Raw genomic sequence first — 21,662 nt, forward strand, 5'->3', positions numbered from 1 at the left:
CAGAATGTTTAATATCGGAAAATCGCCGCAACGGGTGTGCTATATGGTATTTGTTCTGGTGGAACAGCGTAGACCGTACCACCATTTAGTAAGGTATGAGCGGCAGCAAAATCCAATAAATCCTCATCACCGGTTTCTTTATCCTCATGTAGATAAACCGTTTCCGAACTTGGGTCGAATAAACCCCATTGCTGTTGAGCAACTGCAACCAATAATGAATCTACTCGTTGGTAGTAAGCCGCTGGGATAATTTCTTTGAGATTGTTGGTGGCTTTGCCAGTATCACCGCCAAACAGTTGATGGAAACGCTCTAAAACATCTTGTTGTGACTTTTGGAAATCAGCCTCGACAATGGGCCAAGCTTCGTGATGTAACTCTTGAGCACTGAGAATTTCTGGATTACCAGTAATACCTTCTTCCATTAAATGCTGGTAAGTACTTGCCTGTCTGTATAAAGGTAAGAGATACTCAACTCCAGCCAGCACCAAAGGCGCTTTTTGCTCTCGCAGTTTTTCGTGCAATACGTCATCAATGATATGAAAGAATTCTAGGATGTCTTCTTGGTGCTTGTCCCTGTCAGGGCTTCCCTGTCCATGAAACTCACCCGGTTGTGAAGAAGAACTGGAGGTTCCTCCTCTAGATATTCTGCTCCGAAACTGACCTTCTTTGGCAGTCTCGTCTTTTTGGAGAGCTTCATCTAGACTTTTAGGCAGATTTTCTATCTCCACCTCGTTGATGCTATAGCGTGTTGCTTCAAAAAATCTAACATCTTGTTGACTCAAAGCCAACAGGTAAAAACGACCATCGCCATTTAAAATCGGTAGTAACGGTTTGATGTGAAACCGATCTGTCACCACGACCAACTCTTGAAAATTGAGTGGCATAGTATAGTAGCGAAAAATATCTTGAGAAATAAAAATCGCTAGTCCCAAATCTACCGTTTGCTCCCAAAAATCTTGGGTATCAATTTCATGGGCTTTTTGCAACAATGCGATCGCTTGTTTCTGTTCTAAACCTGCATCAATTAAGCGCTCCTCTGCCTCTTTGACCAAATTCTTAAGCCGAATTGGGTCTTGTCGCACTTCCTGCCCGGCTGGGTGCGTTGACATATAAATTGAAACACAATTTCCTTTTGGCTGTTCTAGTAGTGTCTTTATCTCCTCTCTAGAAATTAATTGCATATCATATCTCTCCTATCAAAGTGACTAGCTAAATCAAACAAGACCCACAATATCAACGGTCTGATAGGACAACGTTATTCTCAAATGATGGCGATTTACGTCCAAGTGTTTGATTTATGTTTATTTCACCTCAAGGAGAGTTTAGTTTCATCTTTCTTTTGATAAGAAATTACCTAGTGTATGTACTATTCTTTAGGTGGAGAAATAGAAGACAGGAGTCAAGGGTCAAACCAATTCGCTGCGGGGCTACTCCTCCCATTTCTAAAATACCAATTCAGTATTCAAGATAGGGGCGAGAAAAAGCGATTATTTCATAGAGACGTTGCATTGCAACGTCTCTACAGTCAACGATAATTGGTTATTTTACCGAAAATAAATCGGGTTTTTACGATTACTGAATCGATGCTCTAGTCCCCAGTCTCCCCTACTCCCCCTTCCAAACTAAATGTATATCAACTTGAAGTGTTTTATGTCGGTCAAATGCTACGAATACATAATATAGTTATAGATGATTTAGCTGTGCTATTTTCTATTGCTTATAAGTTTTGAATTATCCAGCATTCGGGGTATTAGAATTTGCTTGTTGTGTCTTGATAGGATAACTACTTTGTGGTTGCCTAACAAAACCCAAAGTTACTCGTTTCATGATCCAGTACAACCCAACAAGTATCACGAAAGTAATAGCGATAATTACCAATGGCTGTTTACCGAGAATTTCCTCTACACCTCTAGTTAAAACAGCATCGGGTTGAGTAATAAAATCCCAACTGTTAAAACGCAAAAATCGCCCCCAATAAACACCAACAGCACATAGAAAATGGGTAATTAATTCAACCCATAAAATCCATTGGCTCTTGCCAATACGGTGTAAATAGTAACCCCAATTAACTAAGGATATAACGTAAGCTTCAAATCCAGACAGAATTACTACCAAATAAACAGGAATAAGTACCAGTGTAATCATCCACACTGATTGAATTGTGCGGATATCATCTATCAAGTGAATTACATCAGTCAACAAATATGGTGCATTCGGCAAGAAAGCATAGAATACTAAGAATCCCAACCACCACAGCCAAGAACGATTGCGCCTGATGCGAAATAGCCACACACTTAAAGCTAAAGGTATAAAAGCCAGAAATAAATTCCAAGTCATCCAACTCATATTAATTCGCAAGACTTGCAAAACTCTGGCTAGCAATTCTTCTTTCATAGTTACTTACTCTGAATATGTGTGATTTATCTAATTTTGCTCTGTAGTATTTGTGTGGTCAGTGATTAACTAATAAATTTTTTGTGGTCTGTGGGAAATTTATTTGCTCAAACTCTAAACAAGATTTTGTGTCAGTTAAATAGCAAATGCACACTGATATATGTCGGAAACATAGAGTTTTTGGGTGTTTTATAGTGGGGGCTGACATTTATCAATCTGCTTAAGTCACTAGTATAGCCAGAAAATCATTAGGGTAAAATCTACCACAAAAAGGAAGTCTGAGCCGCAAAACTGCTACCGATAACTTCGGGTGGAATTTCCTAACTGGATGTTGCCCTTATCCTAGCTATGATATTAGTTTCATTCTGTCCTGCTTAAGTTCCAGAACTATACAAAGCTTTTGCCTTAAGTTTGAAATAATTGTGCAACCCTTTGTCAACTGATGATGCTACATGACTAACGCAATAGCACTCGGCTGCGAGGGCCGATCGCTTGCTTGGGTAAAGAGGATTTTATACAGCTATTTCCAGAATCCTGTGAACAAACACCCGAAGCAAGCGTTGATGGGTTGACAATCACTCGATTAACTCCAGAAGAATTACTGCGACTCAACTCTATATTGGGTGTAGCAGGCGATAGAGAATTAGATTCAGATGTGTACACTGTAGGCGTTGGTGAAATTAATGTCTGGGATACAGTTTCGGCGATCGCACTATCATTACTAACTACAGGTAAAGGTGTGGGTATGCTACCACCGCCAATTACTGGTGTGGGAGTGGGTGTACTACCGCCAACTACTGGTGTGGGAGTTATGAGAGTTGCAGTTGTAGGTACTTTGATTGTCAATCTTGCCAAGGGGGAGTTAGTCATGTTCAAGGAAGTGACGCTTGGCGAACCTGGGATATCGGACTTGAAATCAAACACTGTGGGAGTTGCACCACCATTGTGATCGCTATATCGCACTCCGTATCCACTCACTTCAAAAGTACCCTGATACTGGTTTCCAGTTTTTGGATCAGTAACAGTTCCAGTGTATAAAGCCTTTGTGAGATTAAATTCATCTTGAACTACTCCTTGAAATGTAGTTCCTGCTAATCTTCCCTGATATTTATAAGGCGTTAATTCACCACCTGAGAGAACTGGTGAAGTGACAACACCATTGAAAGAGACAATAGGAATGCCTTTAAAGTCAACATAGTAATGTAGACTACCATCTGAGCGTGTTCTTACAGCTACATAATCTGACTTGTACACAGGAACGTAATTGGGATTATTTCTAGAACCTATATTCCGCGAGTATGTTCCTGTGGTATCAGTATCTACACGTGTAACGCTCTGATTGAAATTGGGATTAATGCTAGGAAGTTGAATAGTTCCTGACAATGTACCAGTACTTTGAATTGTGATTTGAGCAGAAGCGCTTGCTCCACTTAAACCGATGATGACTGCGACTAAACTGCTGCTGCTAACAACTGCACAACCTAGTTTAATTGATGAATTTAATTTCATGGAAAGTTTGCTCTTTTTATCACTTATGAAAAAAACACGCATGGATTTTTAGGCAAGTTTTCCTTGCTTATACTGCGTGACGCTAGTATTCAACACTGAGTACAGCAGTATAAATCAAGCATATTTTATTACTTTTACACCAGTACAAAATTAAAACCGGAAAGTTGCTCTTAGCGCTCCGACTACTAAAGGCTCATTAGCAGCGTTGTGATCAGGATTGAATATGACGAATACGCCTGGAGTCAAGGCAATATTGTCATTCAACTGAGCGCGGTAAAAAAGTTCTACATGAATTGATGTGTCCCTGCGATCGCCTGCTGTCCCACCATCAGAAAAGTTAGGAAAATTAAATCCTTCAGGTAAAGTACTGGAAGTAATTTTGGGAGGTTGTCCTACGAGAACACCCCCTAAATTGCCAGGACGCAGCAAATTGGGAAAAGCAGCGAACACCAGCCAATTTGTGGTTTCCACACTTCCAGAAAGGTTAACTGCTTGGGAAGAAGAAAAACCACCCCAACCACCCAACTGCAAATTAGGGTTGATCCGCCAAGCAACGGTAGCGCCAACAGCTTGAGTATCGAAAGCTGTTGCATCTGCAAAAGGCGAAAGCAACTGATTATCGCCGATACCAGTTCCTAGTAAGCCATCAGGGGAGTGGGAGTAAAGATAATGCACTCCGACATCAATGTCATTGGTGGGTGCTAAGCTTAGCTGAGCGCCAGCAGTCCATCTACCACCAAATAGACCAGCTTGGTTGCTATTACCTGGAAAACTGGGAATTTCTGCACTATAAACGCCCTGTAGACTGATGCGATCGCTAATTTGCCAGTCAAAACCTATACCACCAGTACCGTTACCAATGCCTAAAATCGGGTTACGCTGACCAAATAAAGAAATTGCGCCGTCGCCAGACCCTTCTAAAGGATTAATACCGCGAAAAGTATTAACTGGGTTGACTCCCGCTGTACCTACAACAACCCCGAAGTTATTTGAGAGTGAAAATCTATAAGACAAGTCACTAATAACTAGATTGTTGTCTGTATTTGACTCGAAACCCAACCGCCCCATATTTGTAGATACTAACGATGCAGTAGAACCCAAATTACCCGCAGATAAGCCTGTTAGCAATAAATCTCGCCCTGTAAACGAAGTTGCTAACGTTAGTTGCACACTATTGGTGAAAGTAAAATTAGTTTCTCCTTTGCGTTCAGGTACTCCATCTCTAGGAAATAAATCTACATCAGTGCTATTAGTTCCTTGCACGCTAAAAATGGCTTGACCAAACAGTCTAGTAGTTGTGGAAAACTGATTCGGCTGTAATTCGTCTGTTCGGTCTTGAACAGTCTCTAAACGCTCCTGTAATTGCTGCAACTCTCCTTGAAATTCGGCTTGCAACCTTTGCAGTTGAATTAAATCTTCATTGTTAACAGTATTAATTTTATTGTTAGTAATAAATTCGTTAATCCTCACCAGACAAGCATTTAAACCAACAGCAAATTCATAACGGCTGATGGTACGGTTGCCTAGATAAGTGCCATTAGGGTATCCAGAAATGCAGCCATAGCGCTCTATTAAAGACTGCAAAGCAGCAAAAGCCCAGTTAGAGGGTTGCACATCTTCAAGTTGCGACACCGATGTAATTTCAGACATCTCGTTGTCTGAGTCTGAATTTATAGGTTGTAGAGAAGAGAATTCTTTTGTGTTTTCTTGATTCTGTGCAACTTCTATTACAGGTTGAGAATTTTTGAATTCAGGTAAGTTAGGAGAACTTTGGAATTGAATTTTTTCTCTACTTTTTTTCAGTATATTTTTGTACTTAGTTTTTATAGCTGATGAGGGAGTTGGGATTCCATCTAGTTGTATGAACTCGGGCGGTGTAATTTCAGCAGGCGGAACGACTTGAGGCAAGTGTTCTTGCGCTGACTGCTGCACCAGCTTATCTGACTGAATTACAGGCTGTTCTGGTAAATTAAGCGCAGATATTGACGCTGTTGTTAGCACACCCGTTATCAGTAGACTCATATCACTCCTGGTATTTCATTTGACTTGCACCAATATTTCTTTTGACAAACAAAGTTGGTGCGCGTCAGGAATATTTCTATAAAATTAGTGATAAAAGTTACTAAGTCCTCTGCATGTGCCAAGAAGTAGAGACGTTGCATTGCAACGTCTCTACATGTTTTATCTGTCACATTCTTGTTTTTAATCGGTATAAAGTCGTCTAAAGACGACTATTAATGGGAATTTTAAATTTTCTGGTATCAAAAAGACGTGAGCTTCTAACGAACGGCATTCGTTAGAAGCTCACGTTAATTTAGCTGAAAGCCTTTATGGATAGGGGGAATACATCAACAAAAGTAAGTATTAACCGATTTCCTAGATGGATTATTCTGGCTGACTACAATATTTATTCAGATCTCTCACTAATACATCCGATCGCTTACCAACAGTTGTGGCTGCTGTTGTCAGTGCTGAGTCAATTTCGGCTCTAGACTTTTGGATTTTTTCCCTACCCGATACTGAGTCTTCGGCTGTTTTAGCTGCGCCCAGAGCCTTAGCCGCCTTGGCGATCGCTTGATAGAGAGTTTCAAAAGCTTTCACAAAACCGTTTTGAAATTCTTTCAACTTGGGATCTTTTAAGTTCAGTTCCTTAATCGATTTAGTAATGTACTCTAAATCCTTAGCCAGTTGAACGCTGGTTACGACCTGCTTTCCTTTATTTGCATCCATCAGAGAAGTTCCTGCATTGACGAGCTTAATTAGTCGCTGACATTGGGAGGCCTTATTATCGTTGCAACTAGTAACCAACAATGCAATGCTCAGACTAACAGGAGCAATAACAGTACATTTACGCGATACAGATGTTAACACTTTAATAGCAGTTATACCTAATTAATAGTATTCAATCTTACGAGCAAAAGTAGTATTTGGGGTAGAGGGCAGGGGGGCAGGGGGGAGAAGAAGGAGCAGAGGGGCAGAAGAAATATATTTTACTGGACTTACGCAAAAACCTTCTCAAACTCTTATTACTTTTCTGCGTTCGCGTAGCGTGTCGTAGACAGACGCTCCGCGAACGTGTCCTTTGCGTCCTTTGTGGTTCGTTATTCCATTAATTTGCGTAAGTCCTAATTTTAGAATGCAACAATGAGTCTTTGATATTCGCGAACGAGTCTTTGATACTCGCCTCCCCTGCTCCCCCTGCCCCTCCCCTGCCCCTCTACCCTCTATCTCCTACCTCTTCACTCTGGCAAAATCACCAGTCTATCGGCAAACCCAACTGGTCTAAAGTATCCCCATCTTGCAAAAGTGACTGAATGTTGCCGTCTATTTGAATGCGACCAGCAGATAGTACCAAAGCACGTTGAGTGACTCTGCCTAACCAATTTAGATCATGGGAGGCAATTAACATTACCTGCACAGGCAACTTTAACAATACCTGCGCCAGGTGACGCCGCCATGATGGGTCAAGACCGTTAGTCGGCTCATCCAAAATTAGAATTGTCGGTTCTAGGGATAAAATCGCAGCTAGGGCAGCAAGGCGTCTTTGTCCACCAGAAAGTTCGTGGGCGGAACGGTTGGCGTAAGCTTCTAAGCCAAAATCAGCTAATAATTGTCGGGCCCGATCAATTGCGATTGCTGGTGGTACGCCATAGTTGCGTGGCCCAAAGGTTACATCTTCTAAAATGGTGGGCATGAATAGTTGGTCGTTGGCATCTTGGAAACTAAAGCCAATTTGACGACGTACTTGGGGCAGAGTTGTAGGTTCTACTGGGATGCCATTAATCCAAATTTTGCCAGTTCGTGGTTGTTTTAAGCCAATCAGGTTCTCCAGCAAGGTGCTTTTTCCAGAACCAGTTGCTCCCATTAATGCTACGCGATCGCCTCTGTTCAACGTAAATGAAATTTCTTGTAATACTGGTTCTTGCTGGGAATAGGCATATCCCAAGTTCTGAACTTCGACCACAGCAGTGTGGGAGTTACCGATTGGAGTTTGGGGATTAGATGTCAAAGATTTCAAGATTCACAACTCAAAATGCACAACTGAGCTAAATTCTGTAAGAAGTTAAGGTCAAACAAGCAGCGATCGCCCAGGCTACTAATATGGCAAGACGCTCTTTTGTTCTGAGGGTGGAATCTATGGGCAGTTGTCCATTGTAACCACGAGTTATCATTGCCGCGTAGACTCGCTCTGCCCGATCTAAAGTACGGAGATACAAGGCTCCAATCATGGCAGCACTAGCGTAACGCAGCCATCCGGTAGTTCCATTCAAACCGCGTAATTGAGCGCTGCGCTGCATTCGCGTTACTTCTGAGAGCAAAATTTCCATATACTGCCCAGTTAAGAGCAAGTTTTCCTTTAAAGGTGCTGGTACTGGTAAGCTCTTGAGGGCAATGCCGAAACTGTGTGGTGGTAAGGTTAACAAAAAACTATTCATAGTGATTAGACAAACAAGGGAACGTACCAGCAAAAAACTGGCTCGTTCCCATCCCAAGGGTAACGCCAGTAATGACAGGAAAATCAATTCTGTACCGAGTAATCCCCCCATACGGCGAATTGGTACGCGCAATAGTGCAACCCATAAAAGAGCGATCGCGCCATAGACACACAAGCTAGACCAAGCATGATACTTTAACAAAGCTGCCCCCACCACAATCACCAGGGACAGTTGCAACCGTAAGGGCAAAGAAAGTTTAAGCATTATTCGGTTTCACAACCTTGGCAATTCCAAAAGCAACGGCAAAGCAAACCGCAGCTCCCAAAAGTCCAGCAATACTAGTGCCAATAGGGCCCAAACCCTCAATACTGTAGTCAGCTAACGGTGTCGGTACAATTACCCGCACTTGCTCAGCTAAGTCGATGAAGCCTAAATTCTCAGCAACTCTTTCTAAGCCATCAGGCCATGCTGAGGCAAACAGTGACAGCACACCTGCAATCAGAAAAATGCTGACAATGGGCACTGACCAGCCGCGAAACTCGTACTGTTCCCCTGGTAACAAATCTGGTCGCGCTGTAGACAGGTAAGTCAGCACACCCCCAGTAATCAAACCTTCGCCAATGCCAATGAGAATATGCACACCAGTCATGGCTGGTAAAACTATGGTTGTGGGCGCAGTTCCAGATAGAACTAACTCAATGGCACAAGCTAAAGCTGCTACCACTACACTCACGCCAGCTGCTATGCCAGCAGCCAAGGGTAAACGCCCTTTAGAACCCCCAAACAGCCGTTGTAAGGTTTGAGTTAACCCCCAGCCAACCCAAACACCAATTACTGCCATGTTTAAAATATTCGCTCCTAAAGCTGTAATTCCACCGTCAGCAAATAGCACAGCTTGAATAATTAAAACCGTGGCAATGCACAACGTTCCCGCCCAAGGACTGCCCAAGATGATCGCTGCTAAGGTTCCCCCCAATAAGTGACCGCTAGTACCTCCTGCTACAGGAAAATTGATCATCTGAGCGGCAAAAATAAAAGCGGTGGTCAGACCTAGTATGGGAGCACGACGGACACCAAAGGCCTGTTGCGATCGCCCAAAGGAGATAAAAAGCGCTGCCGCACTCAATAAACCAGTAGCCGCTGCCACTGGTGGAGATACAAACCCATCAGGTATATGCATAATTCGTCACTTATTTAATATGTTTATTTAGGCAAAATAATACCAATTCTCTGTAAACTTGCACTTCATGATTACTCTTCCATCTTGACGTACTTGGCGTACTTGGCGGTTCGTTAAATAAATATTAAGTACATCCTCATAGCAAATTGGTCTAAGTAATATAACTACGGTATCAAATTAATAACAAACAAGATTTCCCCTCCTTTTGCAATGCCCTACTGGGGGATTTCTATAGTGTTACTTAAGATAGATAGACAATAAAATCTGCGTCAAATAAGATACTTGTCTTTTTTAAAATAAATTTTTATTCATCATATTTTTTGATTGAGCATTCAGCGCTAGAAAATTCAAAAAATAGAAAAAATTGAGATTTCAGTAATTACTTTAAAAGTTGCCTACACTTAATTAAATTTAGTATTTCAGACTTTCGACTCAAAAGTAACGGAACAGACTTAATATTCTCTGCCGCAACCGTTCTAAAACTGGCCCTTCCTCAGCTACTCCTTCAGCAAATAACATCTCATATATCAACGGTACTCCTAGCTGTAAATCTTCAAGAACACCACGTTGAGTAAAAACATCCTGCGGTTTCCCCTCAATTACAAGTTGTCCCCGATCCATAACAAAAATCCAGTCTGCCCAGCGATAAACTAAATCAAGGTCATGGGTTGCCATTAATATTGTTGTGCCAGCTGCATGAATCTTTTTCAAGGTTGCCATTAAGTTACGAGTATGTAACCTATCTAAATATGCCGTTGGTTCATCTAGCAATAGCAATTGTGGTCTTAGCACCATCACATCAGCTATAGAGACTCGCTTTTTTTGCCCTAAACTGAGATGATGTACGGGTCTTTGTGCTAGTTCAATCAGTCCAAATTCAACTAAGGCCTGCTCAACTCGCTGTTTAATTTCTCCTGTAGGCAATCCTAAATTGCACAACCCATAAGAAATATCTTCTTCAACAGTGGAGGCTACTAATTGTTGCTCTGGATCTTGAAAAACTAGCCCGACTTGTTGGCGTAATTTCATCAAAGATTGACGGTCATATTGCAGAGGCTTATCTTGCCATCTCACACTACCTTTATGTGGTTTATATAAACCATTAGCTAATAAAAATAGTGTGGTTTTACCGCAACCATTTTGACCGATTAATGCACATCTTTTATGAGCAGGAATTCTCAGATTTAAACCATTCAACGCTGATTGCTTTGCGCCGGGATAAGTGTAATATACCTGCTCAAATTCGAGTAAAGATTGCTGCATTATACCAATCCACTGCTATTAATATTGCACAGCCGATAATTGCTTCTATTGCATACCGCTTGGATAGATGATATCGATGAGGATGCCAAACCTGAAATTCTCCATTGAAGCCTCTTGATGCCAAACTCAAGGAGATTTGACGGTAGTTCTCTAGAGTGCGCTTGAGTAATTGGCTAATCAACAAAGCTAAACTTTTCATCGCAATATTAAAAGTGCGGTAGCCACCACGAGCTTGTTGAGCAATCCATAACTCGGCGGCTGTATTTAAGAGAACGAAAATAAAACGGTACATCAGTAATAACAGGTCTGTTAAAAGTACAGGTAAACCGATGCAACGTAAAATTTGTAAAAGTTCAGTAAAAGGGATAGTTAATATGATGAAATATAAGCAAGCAAGAGATGCGATCGCTCGTGTCAAAATTGCCAATCCCTGCCCAATGCCGTGAACGCTGATGTATACATAATAAGAACCTACGCTCAGCCCAATTATTGAGTCATGTTGTACTGAATGCAGGTGAGCAATATCTATGCCATTGATAATTAAAGCTGGTAAACTTGTTAACCAGAAAAGAGTAGCAATGTAGACTAATTTTAAATAGGTTTTTGCAGGAATTCCTGCATAGATGATTGTCCAAGCACTAATCCAGATTGCAATCAAAACTTGAGCTAGAGGATGAGTAAAGGCAGTGATGATTAGCAGAGCGATCGCAAATAGCAATTTCTGCTCAGGCGCTAACCACCGCAACCGATTAGTGTAAGCTAGGGTATCTATTTGCAGAGTCATTCCTTATTCCTTTGCTGCTGGGAACGTCCCTTGTACAATCCAATCACATAACCAATAGCTCCAGCCCCTAAAGCAGCTTGAGAGGTAAATAATAAGCTTTCCACTTCACCACTGGGTGGTTCAAACAGTGGCTTAAACCAGGGTTGATATCCGGGTTGCACTTCACTAATTGCTTTTTCGGCTTCGCCATCCGAACCAGTAAATTCCGCCCCACGCACAAATATTAAGGGCACGACTGCTAAAGCTATCACTGCCAATACCAATAGCCAGTTACTCAATCCCTTTTTAGACTGATTCATTGTGTTGAGGTTCCCGTTTAATTAATTTCAATAGTTCTAGTTCTTGAGGTGTGTACGATTGTAACCAGTTCCACACCAGCACAGTCAACAATCCTTCACTAATAGCTAGAGGGACTTGGGTAATTGCAAAAATCCCAGCAAATTTGATAAATGAAGCAATAAACCCACCTACAGGCGAGGGGAAAGCCAGAGCGAGTTGCACTGAAGTAATGAGGTAAGTAAGTAAATCTGCTAAAGCGGCTGCTAAAAATATGGCGATTTTTTGCTTACCAGTTAGTCTCATCATCAGATGATATATCCAGTAAGCGGCAAATGGGCCAGCGATCGCCATCGAAAAAGCATTTGCTCCTAATGTCGTTAAACCACCATGCGCTAAAAGCAACGCTTGAAACAGTAAAACTAGAGTACCTAGCACTGACATCGCTAAAGGCCCAAATAGCACTGCGCCTAATCCTGTGCCTGTAGGATGAGAGCAACTACCTGTGACTGAAGGCAATTTTAATGCTGACAACACAAAAGTAAAAGCTCCCGCCAAAGCCAAGAGTAATTTTAGTTCTGGGTTCGCTTGGGTAATACGAGTTAGCGATCGCAATCCTAAAGCAAAAAATGGTAACGCCACTACCCACCAAAAAAGCGCCCAACTTCCTGGTAAATAGCCTTCCATAATGTGCATTGCATAGGCTGGCGCAGATGCTCCAACGATCAGATAAAAGCTCAGAACCCCTATTAGAATTAGCGATATACGTTTTGATGTGAAAATAATTCTTAACACGCTTTATACCTTTGCAGATACATTTCAACGACTTAGTTTAAATCGGCGGACGCCCTGATAAACAATTCAAAATTAAAAATTAAGAGGATAACTGAATTTACTTTCTTAAGTAACAGATTTATTTAATAATTATTGACAATAGTTTTAGTTCCTTATAATATACACAGAAGTAATTGCAAAACTTTTGCAACTTTTTGCGCTCAGCGTAATTGAATATTATGCCCAATAACTTCGCTCTAGGTAAAGAAAAACTTTGGAGCCGTCGTCAACTAATGAAGCTGGGCTTAGCGGGCACTGGTATGATTGGTGCAGCAGCACTGTGGCAAGTGCTAAATAATTCACAAAGTAAGTCAATAGTCAAAGTGCCACCAATGGACATAAGCACATCAGAAGGCGTTGCTAGCCCCATGATGATGCTTAGAAATTTTGATTATGGGACACTCAAACAAGAAAATGGGCGCACCATCCGAGAATTTGAATTAACTGCTAGTACTTCGATAATTAAACTCAATAGTGCTGTATCTTACAACATTTGGGATTTAAACGGTCGCATACCAGGGCCAACGCTACGGGCAAAGCAGGGCGATCGCGTACGGATATTGTTTCTCAATCGGGCGGGACATTCTCATTCTTTACATTTTCACGGCGTTCATCCGGCGGAAATGGACGGTGTTCGCCCAGTCAGCAACAACAACGCCACAATTTATGAATTTGATGCTGAACCTTACGGCGTCCACTTGTACCACTGCCATATTGAACCAGTTACTCGTCATATTGCCAAGGGGCTGTACGGCATGTTTATTATTGATCCACCGACTCCCCGTCCCCCAGCTGATGAGATAGTACTAGTTATGGCTGGTTATGACGTGAATGACGATAGCCATAATGATTATTACGCCTTCAACGGTCTGCCGCATTACTACATGGATCATCCCGTTCGGATTTATCAAGATCAGTTGATTCGGCTGTATGTTCTCAACATCATTGAATACGATCCAGCAGTGACGTTTCATCTCCACGCTAACTTTTTTGATGTTTATCGCTATGGCATGAGCATGACTGCTAGCGAGAAAACGGATGTAATTACGATGGGTATAGCTGAGAGGCACATCTTAGAATTTGCTTTCCGCTATCCGGGTAAGTATATGTTTCATCCCCACCAAGATGCGATCGCTGAAAATGGTTGCATGGGCCAATTTGAAGTAGTAGCCAACAACGACTCTAAAAATCCTTAGCATCCACCCCACTCAGACTTTGCAGTCGTTATCTTGCTCGGATACTGTATCTGAGTGCATTTCATTTGCGATTCCAAAATATTAATCTTTTGTAAAAGCGACACTCCCCACACTATAGAAATCACAAGCTTGATAGTCATGCCTAAAAGCAGGAGTACCACTATTCTTGTATATTTTTTCTGTTGAGCCAGCCTTTTTTGCTGTTCTGCAAGTCGTGCTTCAACTTCTTTAGCACGTTCGGACTCCAATGCTTGCAATACTTCTCGCCGATCTAATTCTTCACTAGCAGCTAAAAATCGATAATCTAAATTGCTCAAGCTTTTGCCATTTGCCCAAGTTTGGGCATCAATCAAGGCTTGTCTACGCAATAGACGAGATTCATCTTTCTCCTTTGAAGCTACCCATGTATTGAAAGCTTGGTAATAGGGGCGCAAGTAAGCTAATTGTTTTGCAACCCATTCTTGATTAAAAACTTCTTGATAAATTCGGTTTTTGACTTTTAAACAACCTTGCTTTTTGATCACCAAACCAGAGAGCAAAAGTTCTACCTGTTCTCGACTATCGTCTACTAGTACTTCAAATCCTTGGAGAATTTGCTGATAAATTCCCAGTGATCTGGCGGTAGATTGTTCATTTCTGAGAATGCGATCGCGAATTGTCCGCAAATGCTCTGGTTCATCTTGTGATTCCCAGTTATCTATCATGTGCGATCGCACCACATTTTCTATCCAAAATGCTTCCGTGCCAGGGGGAATTTTTAGCTTTCTACTCGCATCAGCTTCAGATAAACTGACAAGCAACCGACACAGCTTTTGAGTAAGAAATGGTTGTCCTTCTGTCCAAGCCAATATTTCTTTCAAAACTTTTTGGGGATCAACGGCAATCACCCCTAATCCCTTGGCTAGTGGTTGAGCTTCTTCAAACGTGAAACCATCTACTTCTATAGCTTTACCAATATTAAACGGGGTAGTATGATTTTGATATAAAATTAAGTCTGATGGTGTAGCAACACCTAAAATTATAAATGTAATTCGACAATATTCTGGGGCGATCGCTCTTTGGTTATAACAGAACCTAATCAAGCTAAAGAAGTCATCGATAGAAAAATCAAGGCTAAGAATACTATCGATTTCATCAATAAAAATGAATAGTCTTTCGTTGGGAAACTGAGCTAAAAGTATTTCTGAAATAAATCGACTAACTTTCTGAACTAAAGAAACATCATTTTGTTCCTGCCACCAAGATTTTAAATTAACTTTTCCTAGCAGTTTAAAACTCAACCATAAATCGCCTAAAACTCCCTTATACCATTGCTCTGGAGTTATATTTTCACAACCAATATTGGTCATATCAACTATGGCACATTTAAAGCCTTCTTGTTGCAAGCGATGCTTTGTTTTTACCATCAAAGAGGATTTGCCCATCTGCCTACAGCTGAGGATATAGCAAAATTCGCCTTGCTTTAAAGCTTCGTAGAGTTCTACATCTGCACGTCGCTCAACATAGCTAGGAGCATCACTAGTGAGCGTGCCACCAACTTGATATCGATAATTCTTCATTTTGCTTTAAATTGATAATTTGTGCTTTGTATAAATACAAATTTGATTGAGACAGGTTACGAAAACACTAGAAACAATCATTATGTATAGCGTTTTCTAGTCGGCTGAAGTACAAATTTATCGGTGTTTATCGGTGTTTATTTGTGGTTAATTACTTCTTCTGTTTCTCTCACTCAACCGAGAATCGCTATAAATATTTAATCCTGTTTGCTAATAACTGATTTTAATTAAATAAATTGCAACCTCTAACCTCCAATTTAAATAGTATTTGGTCAACAGAATTAATCAAGATTAAACTTCTTGCAAAAATGCGAATAATTCAAAAACAAAGCACACATAAACACAGCGAAAAGTATGAGCGCTAACTTTGAGTAATCAAATCTTCAGAAAAATACAGATAATTCGTCTGTAGTTTTATTTGGATAACATCGACTTTTGCAAGAGGTTTATTTTTTGGCAAGTTTTATAATCCTATCTGCTGGCTAAAATAAAGGCGATATAACTCACAACTGGCGCGTGCTCGATTGCCATTGAGTTGAACCAAACCCATGCTTTCTAGCTTATAAGCAGCGATCGCATTTAGCTCTATAATTTCATCAGTTGCAATTACCTGTTGCATAGTAGACATTAATTTTGGTTCTTCTTGGAGTAAGTTCAACAGTTCTAAGAGATGCTGATTGTAAATTCCGGTTGGTGTGGATACAGTTTCTAATAATACCTCTAGCGTCATTTCTCCCTGAGACAGATAATAAAATGCAAGGTTCACTAGATAAGGATGTCCTCCAATCATTGCTTGCAGAGGTACAAGGCGTTTTGCTCCTTCTTTGTTTTTTGCCCAATCTAGTCCATAACCCTGTGCTAAATTTTGTATTTGCTCAAGGGTAAAAGGCGGTAATGTGACGGGTATTCCTACATTAAAAGGTGATTGATTGAGTTTGAGCGGAACATAAATTTCTGTTGTGTGAACCACGACTAACCGCAGTTTTTGCCAAGTCTCATCCTGCTTTGCTTGTTCGTGCCAAAATCGCAGCATAGGCAAGAAGTCTTGAGCAATATTGGGATGTTCAAAAATACGATGAACTTCATTCAAAGCCAAAACTACAGCACTATTATCAATGGATTGCAGCAGATAGGCCTCGAAATAGATTTTGCAGCTTACCTTACTGCCTATTTCTGTATCCCAAAAATCATCCAGACAGGGAAGGAGGTTCAACTGTCTACTAACATTGGTGCAGAACCAACGCAAAAATTTATCAAGCGAAGCGAAAACGTCTTCGTCAGCTTCCTGAAAGTCAAAATAAACAATTTGATAATTCTGCTCTCTAGCATGAGTAATCATCCGATTAAGCAGCGAACTTTTCCCCATCTTCCTGGGTGCTTTGATTCGGATCAAGCAACCAGGGTGTAGAATCTCGTTACAAACAAGTTCTTCCAGTGGAGGGCGATTCATATACAGAGGAGAACCCAGCGGTACAGGGCCGCTAGGAAACTCCATCTTGTCCATTGAAAATAAGCTTGGAAAAACCTTTTGTAATCTAGATTCTCCCTCGAACTTTTTTTGGAGCCTATTCTCCTGCTGACTTATCTTGTCTTGCTGGTATTTACTCAAGACTATATGCAAATTTTTTTTCGTTACTCTTTCGCCAATTGCTTCAGAAAAGTCTTGCCACAACTGAGAGCTAACTTCTTTTATGTAGTCGTTGCCGTAGCCTGATGCTCTTGCCATTTCTGCGTAAGTTTTGCCCAACCATGATTGATAGAGCACAAACTGCTGAATACTAGCAAGAGGCTTGTATTGCAAAATTCTTTCTATAGCTTGTAAAAACTCTTCCACGGTTATTTAGGGTTAAATAGCTAGTAGATTTACTTACGCTCTCTAGCCTAATAATAATATACAACCGAAAAAATACTGGAAAGTAGAAAAAGTCAACATTATATCGATACAATTTTTAACGCGATCACAGTACTACAGTAGTTAAATCTTTTCAAAACTTACGCAAAGGCTTTGGTGTCATGTTGAGCGAAACGTAGTCAATTGAAAAATCATTAAATCATAACAAATTTTGATCAGTTAGTTGATAAAAAGTCTCATTATATGCAACAGTAAAATCTATGACACAGGGTCAAACCTAACTGCTGATAGTAGTTTTAAATGTTTCAATTACTACTTTTTAATTAAGTATCTCGGAGTAAAGATGATAAAATTTCGCTATATCTGTTTAACTGTTGCAACTGCGGCAATAGTAAGCCTAAGTGGTTGTAACAGTACACCTACAGCAGAAAATCCATCTGCACCAGCCGCTAACGCCAACCCCCAGGCTACGGAGGCAGTGAGTCAGAATCACAGCGGTCATGGTGGCAAAGCGATTAACATTAATACTGCTATCTTGTCACAATTAGATAAGTTTGAAGCCAAACTAGGTATCCCAGCTTTATCAAACAAGATTCAGGCGAATCGTCCCTATGCTAGTCCAGAAGCTTTAGTTACGAAAAAAGTCATTACTCAAGAGCAGTTCGACCAAATAAAAGACCAGGTTACTATTCAGGAAGTAGTACTGACAGGTGAAGCAAAAGATGTTGACTACATGACTAAATTGGGATTAATGAAAGGGCATCTTTTTGTAGCACAAGAACTGCTAGATCAGAATCAGCCAAAACAAGCAGAACCCCATATTGGGCATCCAGTTGAAGAAATTTATGTTGATGTAGAAGATCAACTAAATGATCGCAAAGTCAAAGAATTTAAAACAACTTTGGTGAGTTTGCAAGATTTAGTAAAATCCAAGCCCAAGGATGCCAAAGTAAAAGCTGATTTTACCTCTTCGATGCAAGCAGTAGATTCTGCGATCGCAGCTTTACCAGCAGAGCAACGCTCGAAACCGGGATTTGTACTACAGACGATTAATGGGTTGTTAGATGCAGCCAACTCAGAATATGGCGCAGCGATCGCAGATGGTAAAGTGGCCGCACCCATTGAATATCAAGACTCGCGTGGCTTTGTCCTCTATGCTGATGAATTATACAAAGGGGTTTCTAGCCAAGTAGCTCAACAAAATCCCGAAGCACACAAAGCGATCGAGACTAGTATGGCTGAACTAATAAAAGTTTGGCCTTCTGCCATCCCACCGTCTAAAGCAGTCAAGACTCCTAATGATGTTACCAAGCTAGTGACAACCATTGAGCAAAACTCTCAAAAAGTGATCGACTCCACTACCCAAGCCCAACAATAGCAGCCCAACTTAATGGGAAGCTCAGAATAAGAAGTTTAAAATGAGTGATAAGTGAGGAAATAGTTAAGAGTTAAAAGTGAGAATAGTGCCTAGATTCTTAACACCTAGGCGGAGTATAACACCTAACTCTTAACTTAATTGCTCATGACGCTCCATTCGTAAATTGAATTAACAACTAATGCAAGAGCTTGACCAGAAAAAAACCATTGACCTGCTGAACGCGATTATGGAATTTGAACTAGCGGGAGTAGTGCGCTATACACATTATTCTCTGATGGTGACTGGTCCCAACCGCATTCCAATTGTAGGTTTTTTTAAAGCACAGGCGAGTGAATCTTTACTTCATGCCCAACAAGTAGGAGAAATTCTTACAGGTTTAGATGGGCATCCCTCACTGAAAATCGCCCAAATGGAAGAGACTTATAAGCACACAGTCAAAGATATCTTGGCAGAAAGCTTATCTCATGAAAAGAAGGCATTGGATCTGTATAAAAACCTGCTTGAAACTGTCACTAATGCCAGCATTTATCTGGAAGAATTCGCGCGGGGCATGATTGGACAAGAAGAGATGCATAATCTCGAATTGAAAAAGATGTTACGCGATTTTAGCTAATAGTCATTAGTCATTGGTCATTAGTCATTAGTAACTAGCAAATGACTAATGACTAAGGACAAAGCGCAAAGTCTGAGCTAAGGCTTCCTTAGATTCAGACGCCAGTGGCGCTCCTGCGTCGCTACCGCTACGCTAATGCACAAGTCTCTTAACCCGGCCAAGCAACTGGCTCAACTTTGGTAAGAGAGGACAAAGGACAAATAACAAAAGATGAATTTTAGTACAGCCTTACCTACTTTTGTGATTACACTCCGGGAAGGAGTAGAAGCTGCCCTTGTTGTTGGCATTGTGTTAGCTTTGCTGAAAAAAGCTAAACAATCTCGACTCAATTCTTGGGTATATGCTGGTGTCGGCGTTGGCATTATTGTTAGTGCATTTATCGGTGTGCTATTTGGTTGGGTAACTCAAGCACTAGGCAAAGCTTATCCGCAATATGCGGGAGTGATTGAGCCAGCACTGGAAGGTGTATTCAGTGTATTGGCAATTATTATGCTCAGTTGGATGCTAATCTGGATGACCAAACAAGCCAGATTCATGAAAGCTACAGTTGAAGGAGCTGTTAGCAGCGCCTTGACACAAAACGCCAACGCTGGATGGGGTATTTTTAGTTTAATTTTTGTTGCCGTTCTACGTGAGGGTTTTGAAACTGTTCTGTTTATTGCTGGTAGTTTTCAGCAGGGATTAATGCCCACTATTGGTGCTCTTGGCGGTCTTATAGTAGCAGTAGCAATAGGTGTGCTTTTATTTAAATGGGGTATTAAAATTAATATTCGCCTATTTTTCCAAGCAATGGGCGTTTTATTAGTGTTGATTGTCGCTGGTTTAGTAGTTACAGCACTGCAACGGTTCGATGAAGCTGTTGCTAGTGTTGCTCTCAGCAGTCGCGCTTCAGAAAACCTTTGTTTCTATTACGAACGCTTTACTAAAATTCACTCTTGCATTTTGGGGCCAATGGTTTGGAATACTGCCAAAATATTACCTGACGAACAGTTTCCTGGCATTATTTTCAAAGCTTTGTTTGGCTATAGGGAAAATCTATATATCGTCCAAGCAGTGGGATATGTAGTGTTTTTATTCACCGTCGGAGGGCTTTATTTCCGCAGTCTTACTCCTCCTTCTGCTAAAGGCAGAAAAAATACTTCTATTGCTAGAAAACCGATTGGTTCTGCAAAGGATTAAATGACTTCTAATTAAGATTAAGTAGGTAGGTATAATTCAACATCAAATAAAATCCTAGTTCGTAAATGAGATTCATCGCTCAAAACAAGGATTATCAGGACTAAAGTCCTTACCCTTTGGGTTCGTTAGTCGCTCATGGGGAGCCACCCCCTTCGCGTAGCGTCTCGTAGAGAAGACCGCGCTAACTCACTACAAACTTTAGTTTATTTACGCCTAGCTACTTATTATTAAACATCAAATAAAATCCTAGTTTGTAGTGAGTGATTCATCGCTCAAAAATTAGTGGCTGATGACAAAGCTTGTTTAAGCTGCTGACAAGCTTTGTCAATTGCATCTATACTACCAGGATTTACCAAACCAAAATAATCAAAAACATAGACTCGGTTATTTTTAGTCGCTTGGAGTTGCTGCCAAAAAGTTTCTTTCTTCAAGGAATCTAAAAGTCCTGCTTCTGAGTTTCCTTGTGGGGAATTAACCAAAATTATCACCTCTGGATTTGCTTCTAGAACTTTCTCAGCCGAAAGCGTCACATAGCCACTAATAGGGCTTTTTCCTTGTAATTCTGCTGCCAGATTTTTTACCTGGAATTTTGCAAGTAAATCCCCTGCCCAGCTGTTTTTATTTGGCGCTAGAATTGGTTGACGACTAACCAGGACTAAAGCAGAAATCTGAGTTGGTTTGTCTGGTAAAAAATTTTTATAACGGTTTAATAAAGGCTGAGGATTAGCATCAATTGACTTAGCCAGTGTTTTAGTAAGTTCTTCTAGAGACTCCCAGTTATTCACCTTGGTGAGAAAGGTCGGAATTCCTAACTGCTGAAGTTTTTGAATTGGTACGTTAGAAAAACCTTCAGCACCAATAACTAAATCTGGTTTCAATGCCACAATTTTTTCTAAATTTGGAGGACTTTGACCTTCGCTAACGCGAGGAATATCTGTAAATTGTGGGTTATTTTTAAATAATCTACTGCCAGTAATTCCTACAATTTTGGTTTTATCAAGTTGAAAAATAATATCAGCCGATAGTGAGGAAAGAGCAACAACTCTTTTTGCCGAGCCTTTTGGTAATTGCTGAGAGTTCGTGTTAGTCGTTTCAGTAATATTTGCCACTTTTGCTTGTGGCTGTTGAGTGGTTGCAGTAGTGCAAGCAATTAAAACTACACTCAACAAAATTGCTAAAGCTGATAGAATCCAACGGCGATACATAATT

Annotated in this window: 19 protein-coding genes; 4 read left to right on the forward strand and 15 right to left on the reverse strand. The window is 40.7% G+C overall.

What is annotated here, in order from left to right; genetic code table 11:
• Nucleotides 1-8: 8 nt before the first annotated feature.
• From FNW02_RS13785 to FNW02_RS13840, 12 genes are all read right to left on the reverse strand, one after another.
• Nucleotides 9-1,181 (reverse strand): baeRF7 domain-containing protein, encoded by a 1,173-nt coding sequence (locus FNW02_RS13785; RefSeq protein WP_191758106.1) that lies wholly within the window; start codon nucleotides 1,179-1,181, stop codon nucleotides 9-11.
• A 550-nt stretch (nucleotides 1,182-1,731) separates the two neighbouring features.
• Complete coding sequence (locus FNW02_RS13790; protein WP_191758107.1) at nucleotides 1,732-2,394, reverse strand: DUF1361 domain-containing protein; 663 nt, start codon at nucleotides 2,392-2,394, stop codon at nucleotides 1,732-1,734.
• 456 nt (nucleotides 2,395-2,850) lie between these two features.
• Nucleotides 2,851-3,903 (reverse strand): hypothetical protein, encoded by a 1,053-nt coding sequence (locus FNW02_RS13795; protein ID WP_191758108.1) that lies wholly within the window; start codon nucleotides 3,901-3,903, stop codon nucleotides 2,851-2,853.
• Between the two features lie 150 nt (nucleotides 3,904-4,053).
• Nucleotides 4,054-5,925 (reverse strand): iron uptake porin, encoded by a 1,872-nt coding sequence (locus FNW02_RS13800; RefSeq protein WP_191758109.1) that lies wholly within the window; start codon nucleotides 5,923-5,925, stop codon nucleotides 4,054-4,056.
• Between the two features lie 363 nt (nucleotides 5,926-6,288).
• The gene (locus tag FNW02_RS13805) at nucleotides 6,289-6,774 is read right to left on the reverse strand and encodes a hypothetical protein (protein WP_191758110.1); all 486 of its coding nucleotides are present in this window, start codon (nucleotides 6,772-6,774) and stop codon (nucleotides 6,289-6,291) included.
• 382 nt (nucleotides 6,775-7,156) lie between these two features.
• Nucleotides 7,157-7,921: an energy-coupling factor ABC transporter ATP-binding protein gene (locus tag FNW02_RS13810; protein WP_191758111.1), complete on the reverse strand. Its 765-nt coding sequence runs from the start codon at nucleotides 7,919-7,921 to the stop codon at nucleotides 7,157-7,159.
• Between the two features lie 28 nt (nucleotides 7,922-7,949).
• On the reverse strand, nucleotides 7,950-8,603 hold the full coding sequence (locus tag FNW02_RS13815) for an energy-coupling factor transporter transmembrane component T family protein (RefSeq protein ID WP_191758112.1): 654 nt from the start codon (nucleotides 8,601-8,603) through the stop codon (nucleotides 7,950-7,952).
• Complete coding sequence (locus tag FNW02_RS13820) at nucleotides 8,596-9,519, reverse strand: energy-coupling factor ABC transporter permease (RefSeq protein WP_191758113.1); 924 nt, start codon at nucleotides 9,517-9,519, stop codon at nucleotides 8,596-8,598. Before FNW02_RS13820 ends, FNW02_RS13815 begins: the two co-directional genes overlap by 8 nt.
• 432 nt (nucleotides 9,520-9,951) lie before the next feature.
• The gene (locus FNW02_RS13825) at nucleotides 9,952-10,782 is read right to left on the reverse strand and encodes an energy-coupling factor ABC transporter ATP-binding protein (RefSeq protein WP_191758114.1); all 831 of its coding nucleotides are present in this window, start codon (nucleotides 10,780-10,782) and stop codon (nucleotides 9,952-9,954) included.
• Nucleotides 10,757-11,566, reverse strand: coding sequence for a cobalt ECF transporter T component CbiQ (gene cbiQ / locus FNW02_RS13830; protein ID WP_191758115.1), 810 nt, complete (start codon nucleotides 11,564-11,566; stop codon nucleotides 10,757-10,759). Before cbiQ ends, FNW02_RS13825 begins: the two co-directional genes overlap by 26 nt.
• On the reverse strand, nucleotides 11,563-11,865 hold the full coding sequence (locus FNW02_RS13835; protein WP_191758116.1) for an energy-coupling factor ABC transporter substrate-binding protein: 303 nt from the start codon (nucleotides 11,863-11,865) through the stop codon (nucleotides 11,563-11,565). The genes cbiQ and FNW02_RS13835 overlap by 4 nt, the downstream gene beginning before the upstream one ends.
• Complete coding sequence (locus tag FNW02_RS13840) at nucleotides 11,852-12,538, reverse strand: energy-coupling factor ABC transporter permease (protein WP_225225634.1); 687 nt, start codon at nucleotides 12,536-12,538, stop codon at nucleotides 11,852-11,854. Before FNW02_RS13840 ends, FNW02_RS13835 begins: the two co-directional genes overlap by 14 nt.
• Before the next feature lie 317 nt (nucleotides 12,539-12,855).
• Here FNW02_RS13840 and FNW02_RS13845 point away from each other — a divergent pair, with 317 nt between their 5' ends.
• Entirely contained in the window at nucleotides 12,856-13,872 is a 1,017-nt protein-coding gene (locus tag FNW02_RS13845) for a multicopper oxidase domain-containing protein (protein ID WP_191758118.1), read from the forward strand.
• On the opposite strand, the gene FNW02_RS13850 is transcribed toward FNW02_RS13845, so the two are convergent.
• Both FNW02_RS13850 and FNW02_RS13855 read right to left on the reverse strand, forming a co-directional pair.
• Nucleotides 13,869-15,431, reverse strand: coding sequence for an AAA-like domain-containing protein (locus FNW02_RS13850; RefSeq protein ID WP_191758119.1), 1,563 nt, complete (start codon nucleotides 15,429-15,431; stop codon nucleotides 13,869-13,871). The two genes, FNW02_RS13845 and FNW02_RS13850, sit on opposite strands and share 4 nt — an antisense overlap.
• 463 nt (nucleotides 15,432-15,894) lie before the next feature.
• Complete coding sequence (locus tag FNW02_RS13855) at nucleotides 15,895-17,232, reverse strand: AAA-like domain-containing protein (RefSeq protein WP_225225635.1); 1,338 nt, start codon at nucleotides 17,230-17,232, stop codon at nucleotides 15,895-15,897.
• Between the two features lie 394 nt (nucleotides 17,233-17,626).
• Between FNW02_RS13855 and FNW02_RS13860 the strand changes: the two genes are divergently transcribed.
• The 3 genes from FNW02_RS13860 to FNW02_RS13870 all read left to right on the forward strand — a co-directional run bounded on the left by FNW02_RS13860 (nucleotide 17,627) and on the right by FNW02_RS13870 (nucleotide 20,453).
• A complete protein-coding gene (locus tag FNW02_RS13860) occupies nucleotides 17,627-18,661 on the forward strand; it encodes a ComEA family DNA-binding protein (RefSeq protein ID WP_191758120.1) in 1,035 nt (344 codons plus the stop codon).
• 178 nt (nucleotides 18,662-18,839) lie between these two features.
• On the forward strand, nucleotides 18,840-19,274 hold the full coding sequence (locus tag FNW02_RS13865; RefSeq protein WP_191758121.1) for a ferritin-like domain-containing protein: 435 nt from the start codon (nucleotides 18,840-18,842) through the stop codon (nucleotides 19,272-19,274).
• 210 nt (nucleotides 19,275-19,484) lie between these two features.
• The gene (locus FNW02_RS13870; RefSeq protein WP_191758122.1) at nucleotides 19,485-20,453 is read left to right on the forward strand and encodes an FTR1 family iron permease; all 969 of its coding nucleotides are present in this window, start codon (nucleotides 19,485-19,487) and stop codon (nucleotides 20,451-20,453) included.
• Between the two features lie 272 nt (nucleotides 20,454-20,725).
• Here the strand turns inward: FNW02_RS13870 and FNW02_RS13875 are convergent, their stop codons facing one another.
• Nucleotides 20,726-21,658 (reverse strand): ABC transporter substrate-binding protein, encoded by a 933-nt coding sequence (locus FNW02_RS13875; protein ID WP_191758123.1) that lies wholly within the window; start codon nucleotides 21,656-21,658, stop codon nucleotides 20,726-20,728.
• Between the last annotated feature and the right edge of the window lie 4 nt (nucleotides 21,659-21,662).

It is taken from the genome of Komarekiella delphini-convector SJRDD-AB1, assembly GCF_014831675.1.
Classification (GTDB): Bacteria; Cyanobacteriota; Cyanobacteriia; order Cyanobacteriales; family Nostocaceae; genus Komarekiella.